This is a genomic window from Proteus sp. G2609 (assembly GCF_963896135.1).
Lineage (GTDB): Bacteria > Pseudomonadota > Gammaproteobacteria > Enterobacterales > Enterobacteriaceae > Proteus > Proteus mirabilis.
Window position 1 is genome coordinate 45,496 of record NZ_CAWQNB010000030.1, and the last position, 19,234, is coordinate 64,729.

Here is a 19,234-nt window from a genome sequence, read left to right on the forward strand (position 1 = left end):
ACGGTAATTTATTAAAGGGTGCTATTTGATAGCTAAAATTTCAATTGTCACTATAGACATCGATTCTGGAGGTACTTGCCCTGGGATACCATCTTTCCCATACCCTCCATCAGGTTTAATATAAATTTTAGCTTTGCCATTTAAGCCTGCTTTAGCAACAAAAGTATTAAGAGGCAGTGGAAGTTGGCGGTATGGTAAAATTAACGGCTTAGCTTTGTCATAATTAAGTGTTACTGTACCATCGGTTAATTGTTCATGCATAGCGAAAACAACTGTTTTACCTGCAATTGAATCCACAGGTTTCCCTTGTTTTAGGATTTTAAAGTAAGTGTTATCATCGTATTGCACATAGTTCTGTTTTTGTATTTCCGACAGAATTGATTTATTTCGTTGGGCATTATCTTTACCGATAATTGAATAGGCATATGCAAGCTGACTTGCGATAATTTGCCCTTCTCCCATAGCTTTATCCAATTGCTGTTTTAATGTTTTATTCTCTTTTTGAACACTCGCATTTTCGCTATTTATTTTTTTAATTTCACTCTCTTTTTCTTTTAATTGCTCACTTAATTTTAATTCTTTTTCTTCAAGTGTTTTCGTTAGCGTACGCTGAGCTTCAAGCTGCTTAGAGGCTTCATTAAACTCTTTTTGAGCATTCGCATTTTCGCTATTTATTTTTTTAATTTCACTCTCTTTTTCTTTTAGTTGCTCACTTAATTTTAATTCTTTTTCTTCAAGTGTTTTCGTTAGCGCACGCTGAGCTTCAAGCTGCTTAGAGACTTCATTAAACTCTTTTTGAGAATTCGCTAAAACACTTTCTTGTTGCTTAAATTGAGCCGTCGATTCTACTTGCTGCTGTTTTAATGAAGCAATTAGTTGGTTACTTTCAGAATTTTGTTTTGCTAACTGATCTTTAGCTTGTGTTAATTGTGTCGTTAATTTATCAGTAAGCGATTGTTTTTCTGCTAGTTGTTTCTCTAATTGAGCATAAGCGTTATCGTTCGCTATTTTGCTCTCTTTAAGTTGCCCAATGATGGTATTGTTCTCTTTAAATTGGCTATCCAATGCTTGATACTTATTGGCGAGATCTGCCTGAGCTTTCTCTAATTTAGCGATTGCACCATTTTTTTCTGAAATCAAAGCATCAAAAGCTTTCTCGCCCGTAGATAAACTTTTTTTCAGCTCAGCTAATTCATTAACCTTATTTTGTAACTCAAGCTTCAACGCTGGGATCTGTGTTAATTTATCATCTGCTTGTGCTTTTTGTTGTTGAAGAGTCACTAACGAATGATTTAACTGTTGTTGCTCTTGGTTTATTTTTTTTATGTGATCGTTAAGTTGAGCTATCTGTTGGCGTTGGGTATCAATTAACTGATTATTCTTAGCTAGAGTAGCTTCAAAAGAGGCTTTGTTTTTAGCTAATTGATTTTCTAAAGATTGGCGCACTGCTGATAAATTAGTTAAAGAATTTTGTAGTACCTCAATCTCTTTTTTAGCACTGTTATTTGTTAATAACCGTTGAGCCTGCCCATATTGTGATTGTAGCTGCTGTTTTTGTTGCTCAAGTTGAGCAACATGGGTAGTCAATTGATTTAATTTTTGTGCCTGAATATCAAAATCTTCTTGCTGTTTAGTTAATACTTTATTTTTTTCTGTCGCATCAAACAGCAACTGTTCTTTTTCAGCTAATTGTGCAAGCAAGGTATCCTGCTCTTTTTTAGACTGTGCTAATTCATTTTGTAACTTAGCCACAGACTGTTTTAGGCTATCATCATTAAGTAAATTATTCGCTACAGCCAGTTTATCTTGCGTTTTTGCCAATTCCGCTGTTAATTGTTGAACTTTTTCTTCTGCGGTTTGCAGGTTAGTTAAACTTTCAGTTAATAACGCGGTTTGTTCAGTAAATTTCTGATACAGACGTTGATATTTTTCGCGAGTATTTGCTAAACGATTTAATAGCTCTTTATTAAAGAGAGGTTGCTTATGGTCAAGCAAAGAACGTTTAAATTGATATAAAAAATGAAAAGGTATTTCAGTCACTGAATACACTGTATTTGGAATGAAATCTAATAAAGTATTATCAGTAGACTGATATGGCTGCCCTGGATAACGCTTACGCGTATAAAGCATTAGAGGATTATAGACCACGGATTTACTTTGATAATACCGATTCAAGTCCTCAGGGGTAAATTGCGGTTTAATCGGTACAAACGAAAGCAGTGGTGTTAAATAATGAGTGTAATCACTGTTTATTTTGTTGGTATTTGTAGATACCACAGAGCATTGTTCAGACAAAGTCACCTGAGGTACAGAGGGAGTCGCCACTACTGGCTGATGCTCATTGCGTACCACGGTTTGATGTTCATTCCGTACAACAGGCTGTTTAGGCTGAATTTTTTGTTGTGGTTTTTGTGGTGGCTTTTCCTTCAATGTCACAGTGGAACGCACCGTTCCACTACGCTGATCGGGAGTAGATGAAGATGAAATTGTTGCAGAGGGTTCAGGCTTAATATCAACGGGCTGTTGTGCTTCTAAATAACGGTCAAAATCTTCAATGACAAAATTAAACTCATTATTAGCAAAAGACAGCGCCGGAAACATCATAAAAGCGAGACAAGCACTCTGCTTTAATTTCATAGTAATTATTCACCTAATTTCTTCAGTGTCGAATTCACAGACATAACCGAAAGATAGCGCACTTTAGCACATAGTACTTCGGTCTTAGATTCGATACTCATTTTTAATAATGCTAAGCTATCTTTACTGGCGGTATTTTCAACACTACGGTATAACGCATTAATTTCACTGATTTCCTTAAATTCATCCACCATAGATTTATACTCTGCTGGTGAAAATGTTTTTAAAGAATCAAGTTGCTTGATACATGCTGTTTGTGATGCCAGTTTTTGCTCCCCTACGTTCATCTGTTGATAATTATTATCAGCAGGTGAAGTTACCGTGGATTGCACTTGTGTTGGCACCACCTCCACAGGTTGGCTATCACCAGATAAAATGCTACATCCCGATAGTGTGAGAACAGTAACTGCCATAGACAGAGCTAAAACATTGTTTTTATTTTTCAATAAGGACATCATTTTTCCTTAATTCCGATCAGTCTAAATAAGAGCGTATGTAGTATCGCATTTTAAGCTATCTTATTATAATTTTCTATTGTCTATTGCGTACTAAGTCAATAACCTAGCGCATAAATGACAATAACGGCTCCTATCCTTTCATTTCATTATTTTTTCTTACAACATTGCATCCGTCACATTAAAATCATCATTAAATGAGTATCGGTATTTTTAATTGGAAAAATGTTGTCGTGTTAGAAGCAGTTATTTCTACACAATGAAGATAATAGCAGATAATCAGAAAAATAATAACATCTAATTTTATCATTTAATTACCTTTATAAGGTGTAAAATAATACTCTTTTAATGTGTTATAATTACTTTTATTTTGTTGCTGTTTTCTATTATCAGGATAAAATCAAAATATGAATATCAAAATAGTAATTGATATTCATTGTTATCCTTCAATATAGGAGAGTTAAGATGAGTCATTTTAACATTGGTGTTGTAGTCGGAAGCTTAAGAAAAGATTCCTATAATAAACAAACAGCAAAAGCATTAACCTCGCTATTTCCTCAAGAATTTACTTTTCAGTTCCTTGATATCGGTACTCTTCCTCTCTACAACCAAGATGATGACGACAAAACACCTGAAGTCGTTGTCGAGTTTAAGCAACAAATTAAGCAATGCCAAGGCATTATCTTCGTGACACCTGAATACAACCGCTCAATCCCTGGTGTGCTAAAAAATGCGTTAGATCAAGCCTCTCGCCCTTATGGTACTAATGCATGGGATAGTATTCCTGCTGGTATCATCGGTGTTTCAATCGGTAATATTAGTACTGCTATTGCACAACAGCACCTGCGTAATTCATTAGCATTTTTAAATATGCCAACCTTAAATCAACCAGAATGTTTTTTAAAATGGTATGATGGAATGGTAGAAAACGGTCAGTTTTCTGAAAAAACAGCAGGTTTTATGCAAAACTGGGTTAATAGCTATATTAACTTTGTAAAGCATAATCAAAAATAGCTTAAAATAGTCCTAAATAGATTTCACAGAGTGTGGTTTATAATAATTACACTCTGTCTTATTTTAAAAAGAGGGAAAGTAAAACTAACTAGCTAACCAATCAATAAAATATAATTAACTATTAATTATCAATATTTAAATAGTACCTCCTAATAATAATTAACTTTATTATAGCAAGTAACCCATGTATAAAAATGACATTTAATAATCTATTTAAAATAGTAAATGGTATGGTATTTTTAGTCTATTAGTTAGCGCAATTAAAAAACCAATCAATAAAATCATTATGTTATTCTTTCTATCTAGCTCATAAAAATTAACAAATTAGATATTACTTTAGTTACCAAAACAAGGGAGAAATAATTATTATCACTCATTTCACACATCTTGCTCCTATTAAACATATTGTGCGTTATATCTCTCAATAATCTCTTTCTATAATTGTGATATATAAAAAAATTACTTATATTAATAATCCATTAGATACTGACAGGTAAATCATGGATAACAACTTAAGAGAAATCGAATGCGAGCTCGCTGCTTTAAAAATAGTCACTAAATCTCTACTTTGTGCATTAAATGATAAGCAACGACGCGATATGTTAGGCAATATATCTTTAGTTATTGAAGATACTTCAAGCAGATATCCACATCACAATGAAGTTATAAATCTTACTGAGCAATATGTGAAAAAACTTATCCAAGCATAAACTCATTATATGATTTTAATGGTTTCCCCACCAATTTAACATCATAGGATGCACAATATTGCATCCTATGCTCTTCTTTTTACTAAAATAACCTTCACTCTTTTCTATTACTTAAGTCAAATATAACCTCTTACACTCTATCTTTATCCTCCAGTGATTAAGTTAATAAAATAGAGCTCTTTAGATAAAGCGCATCTGTAAAAACGTTCTTTCTGTACTAATACATTTTTTACTTGGATTTACTTAAATAATTAATTAATATGCAAAATTATCGCATTGCTATCGTAATAGTTCCTCGGAAGAATATATGGAAAAAAAATTAGTTAACATAGAACATGAAGTTGCGGCATTAAAAGTGATTTTAAAATCACTATTACTTACATTAACAAATAAACAAAAGGAATCTGTTATATATGATATAAACAAAACCATTAGAAATGCTTATGCTGAACATCCACAATACCAAGACATAATAGAAAAAACCGAACAATACATAAAAAAGATACTCCAAAAATAGTTGTGATTAACATCACTATCAGTAAATAGCTATAACTATTTATATGGTTATTTATTATTTTTAGCTTTATATCTATAAATGCTGAGTTATTTTAATATGATATCATCAATGATTGATTGAGTTATAATATATGGCTGTTATTTGCCATGTTATAAAAAAACAGCAACACAAAAAATTATTAAATTTATTAATAAATTACATACAGTTAGAATATAAAATCTATCAATGCAATATTTTTAGGTATTTGCTATCTATTTCTTGCTAATTTATCTATTTAATAAAATTCGCCAAATCCTGGATCGCAGATAACCATATATTCAGAAAATGAAAATTTGATAGACTTCAGGTGAGTTAAGTTTGGAGCGGGCGAAGGGAATCGAACCCTCGTATAGAGCTTGGGAAGCTCTCGTTCTACCATTGAACTACGCCCGCAGTAGATTTTCTGATTATACTCCAGCAAATTTTAACGGCAATCCCCTGCCTATTTAAATGGTTATCAAATAGACAACATAGAGTGTAATCCCTTGAAATTTAGACATAAAAAAGCCATCTTGCGATGGCTTTTTTCATATGGCGTATTTATCGTGACTCAACAATTATTTTCCCGGACGCATCGCTGGGAATAAAATAACATCACGAATAGTATGACTATTGGTAAATAACATTACCATACGGTCAATACCAATACCTAAACCTGCTGTAGGTGGTAACCCATGCTCTAATGCAGTGATATAGTCATGATCAAAGAACATGGCTTCATCGTCACCCGCTTCTTTTTGACGCACTTGCTCTTCAAAACGCTCCGCTTGATCTTGCGCATCATTAAGCTCAGAGAAACCATTACCGATTTCACGACCACCAATAAAGAACTCAAAGCGATCGGTAATAAATGGATTATCATCATTACGGCGAGCCAGTGGTGAAACTTCTGCTGGATATTCAATGATAAAAGTTGGCTGGATCAAATGACTTTCAGCTACTTCTTCAAAAATTTCACATTGAACACGACCTAAACCCCAACTCTTTTCAATCTTAATACCAATAGATTGAGCAATAGCAACGGCTTTATCCATATCATCTAGATCAGCCATATTGGTTTCTGGACGATATTTGCAAATAGCTTCTTTCATGGTCAGTTTTTCAAACGGTTTACCGAAATCAAACTCTTCATCACCATATTTGACGATAGTCGAACCTAATACATCTTGAGTTAATGTACGGAATAACTCTTCAGTCAATTCGATAAGATCACGATAATCAGCATAAGCCATATAGAGTTCCATCATTGTGAACTCAGGGTTATGACGTGGTGATACACCTTCATTACGGAAGTTACGGTTGATTTCAAAAACGCGATCAAACCCACCAACAACTAAACGTTTTAAATATAATTCAGGTGCAATACGTAGATACATATCAATATCTAGCGCGTTATGGTGAGTGATAAACGGACGTGCACTTGCTCCACCTGGGATAGTTTGCATCATCGGTGTTTCTACTTCCATAAAGCCTTTATTCACCATAAATTGGCGAATAGCAGACATGATTTTCGAGCGGATCTTAAAAGTATTACGTGAATTCTCATTAGAGATCAGGTCTAAATAACGCTGACGATAACGTGTCTCTTGGTCAGCTAGACCGTGGAATTTATCAGGTAACGGACGTAGTGCTTTAGTCAGTAAACGTAACTCAGTACAATGAATACTCAGTTCGCCTGTTTTGGTTTTAAATACACGGCCACGGCCACCTAAAATATCACCGAGATCCCATTTTTTAAACTGCTCGTTATAAACGCCTTCAGGCAGATCATCACGAGAGACATAAAGCTGGATACGGCCGCCCATGTCTTGCAATGTAGCGAAAGATGCTTTCCCCATAATACGGCGAGTCATCATACGACCTGCAATAGCAACTTCCACATTAGCAGCGTCTAACTCTTCTGCACTCATTGCATCATATTTTTGATGTAATTCGTCAGACATGGCATCTCTGCGGAAATCATTTGGGAATGCGTTACCATTATCACGTAAAGCTGATAATTTTTCGCGGCGAGTTTGCAGTTCGTTATTTAAATCAGGTGCCTGCTCCGCACCTTGTTGCTGTTGCGACATGTTTTTCCTCACAGGCCCGCTTTTAAGCTAGCTTCAATAAATTTATCGAGATCACCATCTAACACTGCTTGTGTATTACGCGTTTCCACACCAGTGCGTAAATCTTTAATTCGTGAATCATCTAGAACATAAGAGCGGATTTGGCTACCCCAGCCAATATCTGACTTATTATCTTCCATCACTTGCTTATCTGCATTTTTCTTTTGCATTTCCAGTTCATACAGCTTCGCTTTCATCTGTTTCATTGCCTGATCTTTGTTCTTATGTTGAGAGCGATCATTTTGGCATTGTGTGACAAGCCCTGTAGGAACGTGGGTAATACGTACCGCAGATTCTGTTTTATTAACGTGCTGACCACCAGCGCCTGATGCGCGGTAAACGTCGATACGCAGATCGGCTGGGTTGATTTCAATATCAATATTGTCATCAACTTCAGGGTAAACAAAAGCAGAGCTAAATGAAGTATGGCGACGTCCGCCTGAGTCAAATGGGCTTTTACGCACTAAACGGTGAACCCCGGTTTCTGTACGTAGCCAACCATAGGCATATTCTCCTATGATTTTGATTGTTGCTGATTTTAAACCTGCAACATCACCGTCAGACTCTTCAATAATTTCTGTTTTAAAGCCTCTAGATTCAGCCCAACGTAAGTACATACGCATTAGCATACTTGCCCAATCTTGTGCCTCTGTACCGCCAGAGCCTGCTTGTAAATCAAGATAGCAATCAGCACTGTCATATTCACCAGAGAACATACGACGGAACTCTAATTGCTCAAGCTTTTTGTTTAATCCTTCTAACTCAGCAACTGCTTCGTTAAATGTTTCTTCATCATCGGCTTCAACAGCAAGGTCAAGTAAACCAGAAACATCTTCTAGTCCTTGTTCGAGTTGGTCGATTGTTTCTACAATAGCTTCAAGAGATGAGCGTTCTTTTCCTAACGCCTGCGCCTTTTCAGGCTCATTCCACACGTCAGGTTGCTCTAATTCTGCGTTGACTTCTTCTAAACGCTCTTTCTTGGCATCATAGTCAAAGATACCCCCTGAGGACTTGAGTCCGCTCAGCGACTTCTTCTATTTGGTGTTTTACTGGATTGATTTCAAACATACTTTTTCGTCTTAACGTTGTTTTTAAAAACAATTGGAATAAATTTTGAACCGCATATTGTAACGGATCTCAGCGCGGGTTTATAGCATTTATATACAATTGTCTATCGGATTATTGTGCTCATAACAGCGCGATGCTCAATACAACCATAAAATGACTTATCTATCGCGATTAACAAGGCCAAATATGCTCCACCAGCAGTTGTGCATTGCGCTGTCCTCTAAATTCATTGACGTCTAATCGGTAGGCAAGCTCAACCGTTTTAATACTGTTATCCGGCCATATATTAACATCAACATTAAATGCAATAGCATCAATCATTACATGGCTATTTATCGGTTGAAGCATCATTTTTAAATGTTTGCTTCCCACAATACGTTGCTGTAATAAGGTGAATTTGCCATCGAAAAGTGGCTCAGGAAAGGCTTGTCCCCAAGGCCCTGCTTCTCTTAACATTTCCGCAATAGGTAAAGATAACTGACTGTCGCTTAACTCGCCGTCTGTTAAAATCACGCCTTGTAATTGTTCAGCTGAAACTAATTCCGCCATAAGTGCCGAAAAGTGACGCTGAAAAAGTGGAAATTTCTCTTCTTCCAGAGATAGTCCGGCCGCCATCGCATGACCACCAAACTTCACCATTAATCCCGGATTTAATGTATTCAAACGTTCTAATGCATCTCGCAAGTGTACACCATGAATAGAGCGTCCTGAGCCTTTTAGTAAACCATCACCGCTTGGGGCAAAAGCAATCACTGGGCGATGTAGTTTTTCTTTAATTCGTGAGGCGAGAATGCCAACCACACCTTGATGCCACTGAGGATGATAAATAGCTAATCCATTCGGTAAGTCATCTTGGGTAGTAATAAATTGGCGAAAAATTGTCGATGCTTCTTCTTGCATTCCTGCTTCTATTTCACGACGAGTCTGATTTAATCCATCCAGTTCATTGGCAATTTCACGGGCGACACCAATATCATTAGTTAACAGTAAAGCAACGCCAACAGACATATCATCAAGACGCCCAGCCGCATTAAGTCTTGGCCCTAATGCAAAACCTAAGTCACTGCTGACTAATTGTGACAACGTTTTACGTGAAACTTCCGTCAAGGCTTTGATCCCTGCACAGCAACGTCCTGCACGAATACGGCGTAATCCCTCATAAACAAAAATACGATTATTTTCATCAAGAGGAACCACATCAGCAACCGTGCCTAATGCGACTAAATCAAGGTAATCGGCCATATTGGGGCGAGCTAATCCCTGTGTTGTAAACCAACCTTGTTTTTCTAATTCAGCTCTTAATGCGGTCATTAAATAGAAAGTGACACCGACACCCGCTAATGATTTCGACAAAAAGGCACAATCCGCTAAATTAGGATTGATAATTGCATCAGCTTGAGGAAGGGCGTGACCCGGCAAATGGTGATCAGTAACCAATACACGGATACCATATTCATGAGCAACATCAACACCTTCAAAAGAGGAGATCCCATTATCAACCGTAATAATCAGATCTACGCCTTTCTTCGCCACATCATGAACCACTTGAGGGCTAAGTCCATAACCGTCATCAAAACGATTAGGAATATGGTAACTTACTTGCTGAAATCCCATTTGCCGTAACGCTTTAATAGCAAGAGCTGTACTGGTTGCCCCATCGGCATCAAAATCCCCTACAATAACGATCCGCGATTGCAGCTTTAATGCCTCAACTAATAAAGAGATAGCAACATCAATACCGTTTAAATCTTGATAATGCAATAAGCCCTTTAACGAGCGCTCGAGCTGAGTTTCAGAGGTAATACCTCGATTGGCATAAATTTGCCGTAATAAGGGATCGAGGCTTTCTGGTAATGCTGTTGCTTTCGCCACACGCCGACGTAATGTCGGTTCAATAGTAACCATAAAACGCTATCACTTCTCTTTTTTATTTAATAATTCAAGTAGATTAGTCGCCGATATATATCCGCCATAAATACTCGCATCAGGTAATACAATCGCAGGCGTACCTTGAATGCCCATCATAGTGCCAAGTTTAAAGTGCTCATTGATATTAATTTTTTTACAGTCATCAATCGCAATAATTTTGTCACCTTTAAACGCACTATCGAGTGATTTTTTAGGAAAACCGCTACACCATACGGCATTCATCTGTTGACTGACCACATTATTTTTCACCCCGTTACGAGGAAATGCCAAATAACGTACCGTGACACCTTGTTTATTTAGCTCTGGTACTTCTTGATGCAATTTTTGGCAATAAGGGCAACTAATATCGGTAAAAACAGTGATCACATATTTTTCATTAGCAGCCTTATAAACAATCATTTCATTTTTCAGTGAATCAATTTTTTTCATGATCACTTGATTAGCGATACTGACAGGCTCCTCACCATTAATATTATAAATCGGCCCTGCTGTAAGGTATTTCCCATCATCAGTAATATAAAAAATGCCTTTATCAGAAAGCACTGCATTTAAACCCACTATCGGTGTCGGTTGAATGCTCTCTGCTTTTATCTGCATTTTTGCCAGTTGCGCTTCAATAGCAGCGTTATCTGCAAACACTGGCATTGACACCATACTGAATAAAATGGGTAACCAGAGTAATTTCTTTTTCATTTGAATTCCTATTTAACACCAACCATTCGGCGGTTATCCCCTTGGGTGATGTTGCTGATGAAGCACTTTTAAGCGCTCTGTAGCAACATGGGTATAAATCTGTGTTGTAGAGAGGTCACTGTGCCCCAATAACATCTGTACAACACGCAAGTCTGCTCCATGATTTAATAGATGTGTTGCAAAGGCGTGCCGCAACACATGGGGTGATAATTTCTCTGAATCAATTCCGGCGATCACCGCGTAATGTTTTATACGATGCCAAAATGTTTGTCGCGTCATTTTTTGGCCTCTTAAGCTTGGAAACACAATATCATCGGTTTTCCCTTGCATAAGGGCTGGTCTACCATATTGCAGATATTGTTCTAACCAGTAAATAGCTTCTTCACCTAAAGGAACTAATCGTTCTTTATCGCCCTTACCTATCACACGTAACACCCCTTGCCGTAAGCTAATATCAGATAAAGACAATCCTACTAGCTCAGAAACCCGCAATCCACAGGCATAAAGAACCTCAAGCATCGCTTTGTCACGTAATTCTATTGGCTCATCAATACAAGGAGCACTAAGTAAATTTTCTACTTGCTGTTCACTTAAGTCTTTGGGTAAACGTTTGGGTAATTTAGGTGTAGAAAGCAAAGCGCTGGGATCATCTTGGCGTAATTTCTCACGATAAAGATATTGAAAAAACCGACGTAAGGTACTTAACAGTCGTGCCGCACTGGTTGCTTTATAGCCCTCATCCAAACGGGTGGCAAGAAAAGCGTGTAAATCTAACGTCGTCACCGATAACCAATTGAGTTTTTGTGTGACCAGCCACTGGCTTAACGCCTGCAAATCTAAACGATAAGCGCTGAGTGTATTCGCAGATAACCCTTGCTCTAGCCAAATACTATCGAGAAATTGTTCTATGATAACGTCATTATCTTCTTGGTTATTATCTGTTGTCGTTTGTGTCGATAACTTGGTCTGGGTCACGGGTTTACTCTCTCTTCTTTACGTTGTTACTTGTACATTATGCCTCATAGAAAAAGTTTTCTGGTACAATAGTGACCTTTATTAGCAAAAATATCCTAAAAATCTTTATGAAAATTGGTCTATTTTACGGTTCCAGCACCTGTTATACCGAAATGGCGGCAGAGAAAATTCGTGACATTCTCGGTGAAGAGTTTATTGATCTTCATAATGTTCAAGAGTGCGATATTACTCTGATGCAAGAGTATGACATTCTTATTTTAGGTATTCCAACCTGGGACTTTGGTGAGATCCAAGAAGATTGGCTCGCTATTTGGGAAACGCTACCAACATTAGATCTCAAAGATAAACTCGTTGCTATGTATGGAATGGGTGATCAAATTGATTATGGTGAATGGTTTTTAGATGCATTAGGTATGCTCTACCACCATTTACTGCCAAGTGGTGTTAAATTTATCGGTTTTTGGCCTATTGAAGGGTATGAATTTACCAGTCCTAAACCACTTACTGATGATGGTAAACATTTTGTCGGGCTCGCATTAGATGAGGTGAATCAATTTGAAGAAAGTGATGAACGTTTATCACAGTGGTGTATGCAAATTTTACGAGAAATAGAAGAAAACTTGTAAATCGCAATCAATCTATTGCTTCAGGTTATCTACCGCAAGGTAACACTTTTAACCTTAGTCAATCAGTAAGCATTCTAACGGTTTATATACATACCCAGAATTAAATATCTGGGTATTGCATCAGCAGTTGTGAAAAATTTCGCCACTCATTTTCCGGCATACTATCAAAAGCAACCCATAGCGTGATTTGCTTATTATTTAAGATAGAATCTAACGTTATTTTTGCACCAAATCGGCTGATCCACGGTTGTTTTGCAATCTGCCATTCATGATATTTCCATTGAATACGATTGCCATTAAGCAGCACTAAATCCCCTTTCCTTTTATTGATATTTTTTTGGCTAAAATACCAACCTAATATAAGTAAAAGTAACAAAGGAACCCAGATATAAATAAAGCCAGGTGGCCAAGGATATAACAGCAATGCTATTTCAAAAATAACGTAAACACTAGTTGAAAATAACTGTGTAAACCAAGAAACTGTTAAATGTGATTTCCATAAAGTCACGAGTGATATTAGCTCCTGCTTTAATATCTTATTATTACAACAAGATATCGTCGTCGTTTTTTAATAGCATAACTGATTTTTGTAAAAAAAGGAGAATATAAAAAATAAAATGACGATCCTCTATTTTTTCTTTGAAATGCCACGCAAAATTATTGTCACTAAGATTTAATATTACCTCATTAAAATTTTCTATTCTTCGTTTTTTACTTACTAAAACGCCCTTATTCATTTAATGAATAAGGGCGTGATACTTAGTACTTCAGGCTTTATTTAATGCACTTGGTTTTATATTCTATTTTTATTAGTACTAATACTTATTAACAATTTCAGCCATACGAATTCTATTACGCTCTTGAATTAACTTTACCATGTAATAAAGATCTTCATCATCAGGGCGGCCGTGGTTCATCAACCAATTAAATAAATCAGGATCAGCACATTCAAGTAAACGAACAAAGAGCCTTTTGTCGTCATCAGAGAGTGTGTCGTACTCGTTTTCGAAAAAAGGCATGATAGAAATATCTAGTTCACGCATTCCACGGCGACATGCCCAATTTATTCGTGCTTTATTTTCTATATCGATAGTCATATTCTGCTCTTTAATATGTTCACTTCAAGAAATACCACTATTTCTTCCTGCCTTGATGATAGTCTTATCGCACTCTTTTTAACATCAAAATGATCACAATTTGTCGCTTTCGTCCAATAGCAACGCTTTGAAGCATCAATAAATTGTTATGCACAAAATTCTTTCTGTGCGCTGAAAATAATAATGACTTGCATTGTCTTGTGACTCTTTTACCATAAACAGTGTATCGGATTAACTACATAGCGGGTGATGTCATGACTCAAAATTCTACTCAGACAAAACGCCCTCATGCCGCAATCAATTTACCACTCACCTTGATCTCTTTAGATGATTGGTCATTGATAACTGCAACAGGGGCTGATAGTGAAAAATACTTACAAGGCCAACTAACAGCGGATATTGCCGCATTACCGACTACAGAGCACACTTTAGCCGCTCATTGTGAAGCTAAAGGGAAAATGTGGAGTACATTGCGCATTTTCCATCAACAAGCAGGATTTGCTTATATATTGCGGAAAAATGTTGCTGAAAAACAACTTACTGAGCTTAAAAAATACGCCGTATTTTCAAAAGTGACTTTTACTGAAAATACAGATGCGGTGTTATTAGGACTTGCGGGGCAAGGCGCGGCACAAGCCTTAGCGGAATTCTTCCCTGAGATCCCCCGTAAAGCCAATGAAGTGGTTAATCACCAAAATAGCTACTTACTGCAACTCCCGTTACCTACAGAGCGCTTTTTAATTGTTACAGATGAAGAGACTGCCAAAAAACTAGCCACGACATTGCCCGCAGAAACCAGTGATAGTGACCAGTGGTTAGCCCTTGATATTGAGGCGGGTTATCCCATTATTGATACCCCTAATATCGAACAATTCTTACCACAAGCGACTAACTTACAAGCATTACCATTAAGTATTTGCTTTAAAAAAGGTTGCTATACAGGTCAAGAAATGGTGTCTCGTGCCAAATTCAGAGGCGCAAATAAACGTGCTATGTATCTGTTATCAGGTGGCGCAGCACAATTGCCCGACATTGGCGGTAGCGTTGAGTGGCAATTAGGTGAAGATAAATGGCGCAAAACAGGCACGGTATTAAGTGCGGTTCGTATGGCCGATAACACGATTATCGCCGAAGTGGTGATGAATAATGATATGGATGCTGACAGCGTATTTCGTGTCCAAGGTGATACCACCAGCCGCTTAACTATTAAACCTTTGCCTTACTCTTTAGAAGATGAGTGATAGCACTTCCATATGAACGGATTTTTATGACACAACAAACTAATGGGGCTTTTGGCCCCTTTTCAGATACCATCAATTTTATTATTGAACTTGATAAACTCAAACGCGTTTACCGCAAAAATAATGTATTAGACAATAGCCGTGCTGAAAATACCGCTGAGCATAGTTGGCACTTTGCTGTTGCAGCAATGAGTTTTCAACCTTATGCCGGTGATATTGATATAGGTAGAGCGATCCAGCTAGCTTTAGTGCATGATATTGTCGAAATCGATGCTGGCGATGTGATGGTTTATGATGTTGCTGCTCGTGAAGCGATTAAAGAGCAAGAGCAAAAAGCAGCCAGACGTATTTTTTCGTTGTTACCTGCACCACAAAGTGAATATTTTCTTAATCTCTGGCTTGAATATGATGCAGCACAAACCCCTGAGTCACAATTTGCCAATATTTTAGATCGCGCAATGCCAATGTTAATGAATCTACATAACGAAGGGCAAAGCTGGGTTGAAAATAATATCCGTTTAGAACAAGTGATTGCACGAAATCTATTTATCGAAAAACAGTGGCCAGAATTTTGGCAATACCTCTATCCTCAATTACTAGAGGCTCAGAAAAAAGGCTGGTTAAAATAATTTTTTGCTGTTCATTTGATACTGACCAAAAAAATACCGAAGGTAGATTTTGAATTTACCCTCGGTATTTTATTTAGTAATAGCGCTAAATTAACCTTTATTCATAATCACTTATTGGTGCACAAGAACAATGCAAATGACGATCACCATAAACATCATCAAGGCGTTTTACTGCCGGCCAATATTTATTGCGTTTCGTTGCTTCACTTGGGAATACCGCACATTCACGGCTATAGCTATGTGACCATTCTTGCACTAATTCATACTGTGTATGTGGTGCATTCACTAGCGGATTATCATCAATCGGCCATACCCCGTCATCGACTTGTGCAATTTCAGCACGAATCGAGAGTAACGCATCAATAAAGCGGTCAATTTCAACTTTGCTTTCAGATTCGGTTGGCTCAATCATTAATGTCCCCGCAACAGGGAATGACATGGTTGGCGCATGGAAGCCGTAATCAATTAGACGCTTAGCCACATCCATTTCACTGATACCATAGTTAGCTTTGAGTGGACGAATATCAATAATACATTCATGGGCAACATAACCTTCCGCCCCAGAATAGAGGATGTCATAGTCATCTTTTAAGCGTTGAGCAATATAGTTAGCATTTAAAATCGCTACTTGGCTCGCTTGTTTAAGCCCTTCTGAGCCCATCATACGGATGTACATCCAGCTAATAGGTAATATTGAGGCACTACCAAATTGTGCTGCTGACACGGCACCTTGGGTCGTAACACCGTCCATTTCCACGACACTATGTCCAGGTACAAATGGCGCTAAATGTGCTTTTACGCCAATAGGTCCCATACCTGGGCCACCACCGCCATGGGGGATACAGAAAGTTTTATGTAAGTTTAAGTGTGATACATCAGAGCCGATAAAGCCTGGCGTCGTGATCCCCACTTGCGCATTCATATTGGCGCCATCAAGATAAACCTGTCCGCCATATTGATGAATGATCTCACAAACTTCACGTATACCCTCTTCATAAACACCGTGAGTTGAAGGATAAGTCACCATCACACAAGAAAGCTCAGCTTGGTGCTTCTCTGCTTTCGCTTTTAAGTCTGCAATGTCGATATTACCATTTTCATCACATCCCACGACAACCACCGTCATACCCGCCATATGGGCTGATGCAGGGTTTGTACCATGGGCTGAGCTTGGAATTAAACAGATATGGCGATTTCCTTCTCCTCGGCTTTGATGGTAACGACGAATAGCTAACAATCCAGCATACTCCCCTTGCGCCCCTGAGTTAGGTTGCATACACATCGCATCATAACCCGTTATGGCAGCCAACCAATTAGATAGCTGCTCAATCATTATCTGGTAGCCTTGCGCTTGATAAGGTGGGCAGAATGGGTGCATTTCGGTAAATTCAGGCCATGTGATCGGCAGCATTTCAGCCGCAGCATTAAGCTTCATGGTACATGAGCCTAACGGGATCATTGCTTGGTTAAGCGCTAAATCTTTATTTTCTAAACGATGCATATAGCGCATCATTTCAGTTTCACTGTGATAAAGATGGAAGTTTTCATGGGTTAACACCGCATCTTTACGCAACATTGCCGTTGGAATTGAGATCGATGAAGAAGCTACCAGTGCATCTAATGTATCAATGTCATCAGAGAAAGCTTTACCACTGATAATCTCAATCAATCTGACAACATCTTCGCGAGTCGTCACTTCACTTAAAGTGACACCTACTGCGCCAACAATATCGGTTCGTAAGTTAATTTCAGCATCTTTAGCACGTTGTAATACACCCGCTTTATCCGCTGTTTCAACGGTTAAAGTATCAAACCATGTCTGATGGCGTAATGTCATGCCATTTTGAATTAAACCCGCGGCTAAAATATCCGTTAAGCGATGAATACGCTGAGCAATATTTTTTAGACCTTCAGGCCCATGATATACCGCATACATGGCAGCAATATTGGCCAGTAATACCTGTGAAGTACAAATATTCGAGTTAGCTTTTTCACGGCGAATATGCTGTTCACGAGTTTGCATTGCCATACGTAACGCTCTGTTACCTGCAGCATCACGCGAGACACCGATAATACGTCCTGGCATGGCTCGTTTATATTCATCTCGACAGGCAAAGAAAGCAGCATGTGGACCACCATATCCCATTGGCACCCCAAAGCGTTGGGCTGAGCCTAATACAATATCCGCTCCTTGTTGCCCTGGAGCCGTTAATAGCACCAGTGCCATTAGATCAGCCGCTACACTGGTAATAATTTTTCGCGTTTTTAGTTCACTAATGAGCTGACTATAATCATGAATTTCACCGGTTGTGCCGACTTGCTGTAATAGCACACCAAAGACACCTTCTAGCTCTAATACTTTTTCAGCTTTATCGACAATCACTTCAAAACCAAAGGTGTTAGCTCGGGTTTTTACTACGTCTAGTGTTTGGGGATGAATATCATCAGCGACAAAAAAACGCTCCGCATTTTTTAGTTTACTAACACGTTTTGCCATTGCCATAGCTTCAGCGGCAGCAGTAGCTTCATCTAATAGCGAAGCAGAGGCTAAATCCATGCCGGTATAATCAATGGTTACTTGTTGAAAGTTAAGTAATGATTCAAGACGCCCTTGAGAAACTTCTGGCTGATAAGGAGTATAAGCGGTATACCAACCTGGATTTTCTAGCAAATTACGTAAAATAACAGGAGGCAATACAGAAGGCGCATATCCCATACCGATATAAGAGGTAAAACGTTTATTTTTACGGGCTATCGCTTTTAGTTCTGCTAATGCTTCTTGTTCAGTAGCCCCCCCTCCGACATTAGGCGGCGTTGCTAATTGGATATTATCGGGAACAATCTTTTGTGTTAATTCATTTAATGAGGAGATGCCAACAACATCAAGCATCTCTTTAATCTGTTCTGGCGATGAGCCAATATGGCGACGAATAAATTCATCACGATATTCTAATTGAGTTAAAGTTTGTGTCATTGCGGGTAATTCCTGAATTCACAATAAATGGATAAGCTGTTTTTACTGATTTGAAAATAGGCTGATAAATAAAAACGCCCCGACTTTTTAATGACGAGGCGTTTATTTTTACTCTTCGTTTTCAACTAACTCTTGGTAGCCAGCCGCATCAAGGAGATCGTTTAATTCGCTTTCATCTTTTGCTTTTATGCGAAATAACCATCCATCCCCATAGGGATCACTATTAACCAGCTCTGGTGAACCATCTAACTCCTCATTTACTGCAATAATTTCGCCAGATAATGGGGCATAAATATCTGATGCAGCTTTTACTGATTCAGCCACAGCACAATCATCCCCAAGATCAACTTCACTGCCTACATCAGGAAGATCAACAAACACCATATCACCTAACAACTCTTGAGCATGTTCAGTGATGCCGATAGTGTATTCGCCATTGCCTTCAGAACGGATCCACTCATGAGATTGCGCATATTTTAATTCACTAGGTATTTGACTCATTGACCGTACTCTCCATTT

Annotated in this window: 17 protein-coding genes and 1 tRNA gene; 6 read left to right on the plus strand and 12 right to left on the minus strand. The window is 38.0% G+C overall.

Annotated features, from left to right (window positions below):
- Window positions 1–21 precede the first annotated feature (21 nt).
- Together AACV01_RS09320 and AACV01_RS09325 are read right to left on the minus strand one after the other, a co-directional pair.
- Window positions 22–2,637, minus strand: a complete 2,616-nt coding sequence (locus AACV01_RS09320; RefSeq protein WP_161682761.1) for a sugar transporter — start codon at window positions 2,635–2,637, stop codon at window positions 22–24.
- Between the two features lie 5 nt (window positions 2,638–2,642).
- The gene (locus AACV01_RS09325; RefSeq protein WP_004244003.1) at window positions 2,643–3,095 is read right to left on the minus strand and encodes a hypothetical protein; all 453 of its coding nucleotides are present in this window, start codon (window positions 3,093–3,095) and stop codon (window positions 2,643–2,645) included.
- Between the two features lie 462 nt (window positions 3,096–3,557).
- Between AACV01_RS09325 and AACV01_RS09330 the strand changes: the two genes are divergently transcribed.
- From AACV01_RS09330 to AACV01_RS09340, 3 genes are all read left to right on the plus strand, one after another.
- Window positions 3,558–4,106, plus strand: a complete 549-nt coding sequence (locus AACV01_RS09330; RefSeq protein ID WP_161682763.1) for an NADPH-dependent FMN reductase — start codon at window positions 3,558–3,560, stop codon at window positions 4,104–4,106.
- A 500-nt stretch (window positions 4,107–4,606) separates the two neighbouring features.
- On the plus strand, window positions 4,607–4,816 hold the full coding sequence (locus AACV01_RS09335; RefSeq protein ID WP_004244005.1) for a hypothetical protein: 210 nt from the start codon (window positions 4,607–4,609) through the stop codon (window positions 4,814–4,816).
- 307 nt (window positions 4,817–5,123) lie between these two features.
- The gene (locus AACV01_RS09340; protein ID WP_004244007.1) at window positions 5,124–5,333 is read left to right on the plus strand and encodes a sigma-S stabilization anti-adapter protein IraP; all 210 of its coding nucleotides are present in this window, start codon (window positions 5,124–5,126) and stop codon (window positions 5,331–5,333) included.
- 358 nt (window positions 5,334–5,691) lie between these two features.
- Here the strand turns inward: AACV01_RS09340 and AACV01_RS09345 are convergent.
- The 6 genes from AACV01_RS09345 to xerD all read right to left on the minus strand — a co-directional run bounded on the left by AACV01_RS09345 (window position 5,692) and on the right by xerD (window position 12,148).
- Window positions 5,692–5,765: transfer RNA gene (locus tag AACV01_RS09345), tRNA-Gly, on the minus strand.
- Window positions 5,766–5,929: 164 nt separating this feature from the next.
- Entirely contained in the window at window positions 5,930–7,444 is a 1,515-nt protein-coding gene (lysS, locus tag AACV01_RS09350; protein ID WP_004244024.1) for a lysine--tRNA ligase, read from the minus strand.
- 8 nt (window positions 7,445–7,452) lie between these two features.
- Window positions 7,453–8,551 (minus strand): peptide chain release factor 2 gene (gene prfB, locus AACV01_RS09355; RefSeq protein ID WP_096043105.1). Its coding sequence is split into 2 segments (ribosomal slippage): window positions 7,453–8,475 and window positions 8,477–8,551, totalling 1,098 coding nucleotides; the frame shifts between segments, so codons are not numbered across the junction.
- A gap of 171 nt (window positions 8,552–8,722) precedes the next feature.
- Complete coding sequence (gene recJ, locus AACV01_RS09360; protein ID WP_046334647.1) at window positions 8,723–10,456, minus strand: single-stranded-DNA-specific exonuclease RecJ; 1,734 nt, start codon at window positions 10,454–10,456, stop codon at window positions 8,723–8,725.
- Window positions 10,457–10,465: 9 nt separating this feature from the next.
- On the minus strand, window positions 10,466–11,173 hold the full coding sequence (dsbC, locus tag AACV01_RS09365; RefSeq protein WP_046334648.1) for a bifunctional protein-disulfide isomerase/oxidoreductase DsbC: 708 nt from the start codon (window positions 11,171–11,173) through the stop codon (window positions 10,466–10,468).
- Window positions 11,174–11,206: 33 nt separating this feature from the next.
- Complete coding sequence (gene xerD, locus AACV01_RS09370) at window positions 11,207–12,148, minus strand: site-specific tyrosine recombinase XerD (protein WP_004244032.1); 942 nt, start codon at window positions 12,146–12,148, stop codon at window positions 11,207–11,209.
- A 107-nt stretch (window positions 12,149–12,255) separates the two neighbouring features.
- Here xerD and fldB point away from each other — a divergent pair, with 107 nt between their 5' ends.
- Window positions 12,256–12,774, plus strand: coding sequence for a flavodoxin FldB (gene fldB / locus AACV01_RS09375; RefSeq protein ID WP_004244033.1), 519 nt, complete (start codon window positions 12,256–12,258; stop codon window positions 12,772–12,774).
- Window positions 12,775–12,874: 100 nt separating this feature from the next.
- Here fldB and AACV01_RS09380 read toward each other — a convergent pair whose 3' ends face one another.
- Entirely contained in the window at window positions 12,875–13,282 is a 408-nt protein-coding gene (locus tag AACV01_RS09380; RefSeq protein WP_004244035.1) for a protein YgfX, read from the minus strand.
- Window positions 13,283–13,589: 307 nt separating this feature from the next.
- The gene (gene sdhE, locus AACV01_RS09385; RefSeq protein WP_026090407.1) at window positions 13,590–13,865 is read right to left on the minus strand and encodes an FAD assembly factor SdhE; all 276 of its coding nucleotides are present in this window, start codon (window positions 13,863–13,865) and stop codon (window positions 13,590–13,592) included.
- Window positions 13,866–14,125: 260 nt separating this feature from the next.
- Between sdhE and ygfZ the strand changes: the two genes are divergently transcribed.
- Together ygfZ and AACV01_RS09395 are read left to right on the plus strand one after the other, a co-directional pair.
- Entirely contained in the window at window positions 14,126–15,112 is a 987-nt protein-coding gene (gene ygfZ, locus AACV01_RS09390) for a tRNA-modifying protein YgfZ (RefSeq protein ID WP_004248524.1), read from the plus strand.
- A gap of 26 nt (window positions 15,113–15,138) precedes the next feature.
- The gene (locus AACV01_RS09395; RefSeq protein ID WP_004248526.1) at window positions 15,139–15,741 is read left to right on the plus strand and encodes an HD domain-containing protein; all 603 of its coding nucleotides are present in this window, start codon (window positions 15,139–15,141) and stop codon (window positions 15,739–15,741) included.
- 97 nt (window positions 15,742–15,838) lie between these two features.
- On the opposite strand, the gene gcvP is transcribed toward AACV01_RS09395, so the two are convergent.
- Both gcvP and gcvH read right to left on the minus strand, forming a co-directional pair.
- On the minus strand, window positions 15,839–18,715 hold the full coding sequence (gene gcvP, locus AACV01_RS09400; protein WP_049211450.1) for an aminomethyl-transferring glycine dehydrogenase: 2,877 nt from the start codon (window positions 18,713–18,715) through the stop codon (window positions 15,839–15,841).
- Between the two features lie 108 nt (window positions 18,716–18,823).
- Window positions 18,824–19,216 carry a glycine cleavage system protein GcvH gene (gcvH, locus tag AACV01_RS09405; RefSeq protein WP_004248528.1) on the minus strand — a complete coding sequence of 131 codons (393 nt, stop codon included), beginning with the start codon at window positions 19,214–19,216 and terminating at the stop codon, window positions 18,824–18,826.
- Between the last annotated feature and the right edge of the window lie 18 nt (window positions 19,217–19,234).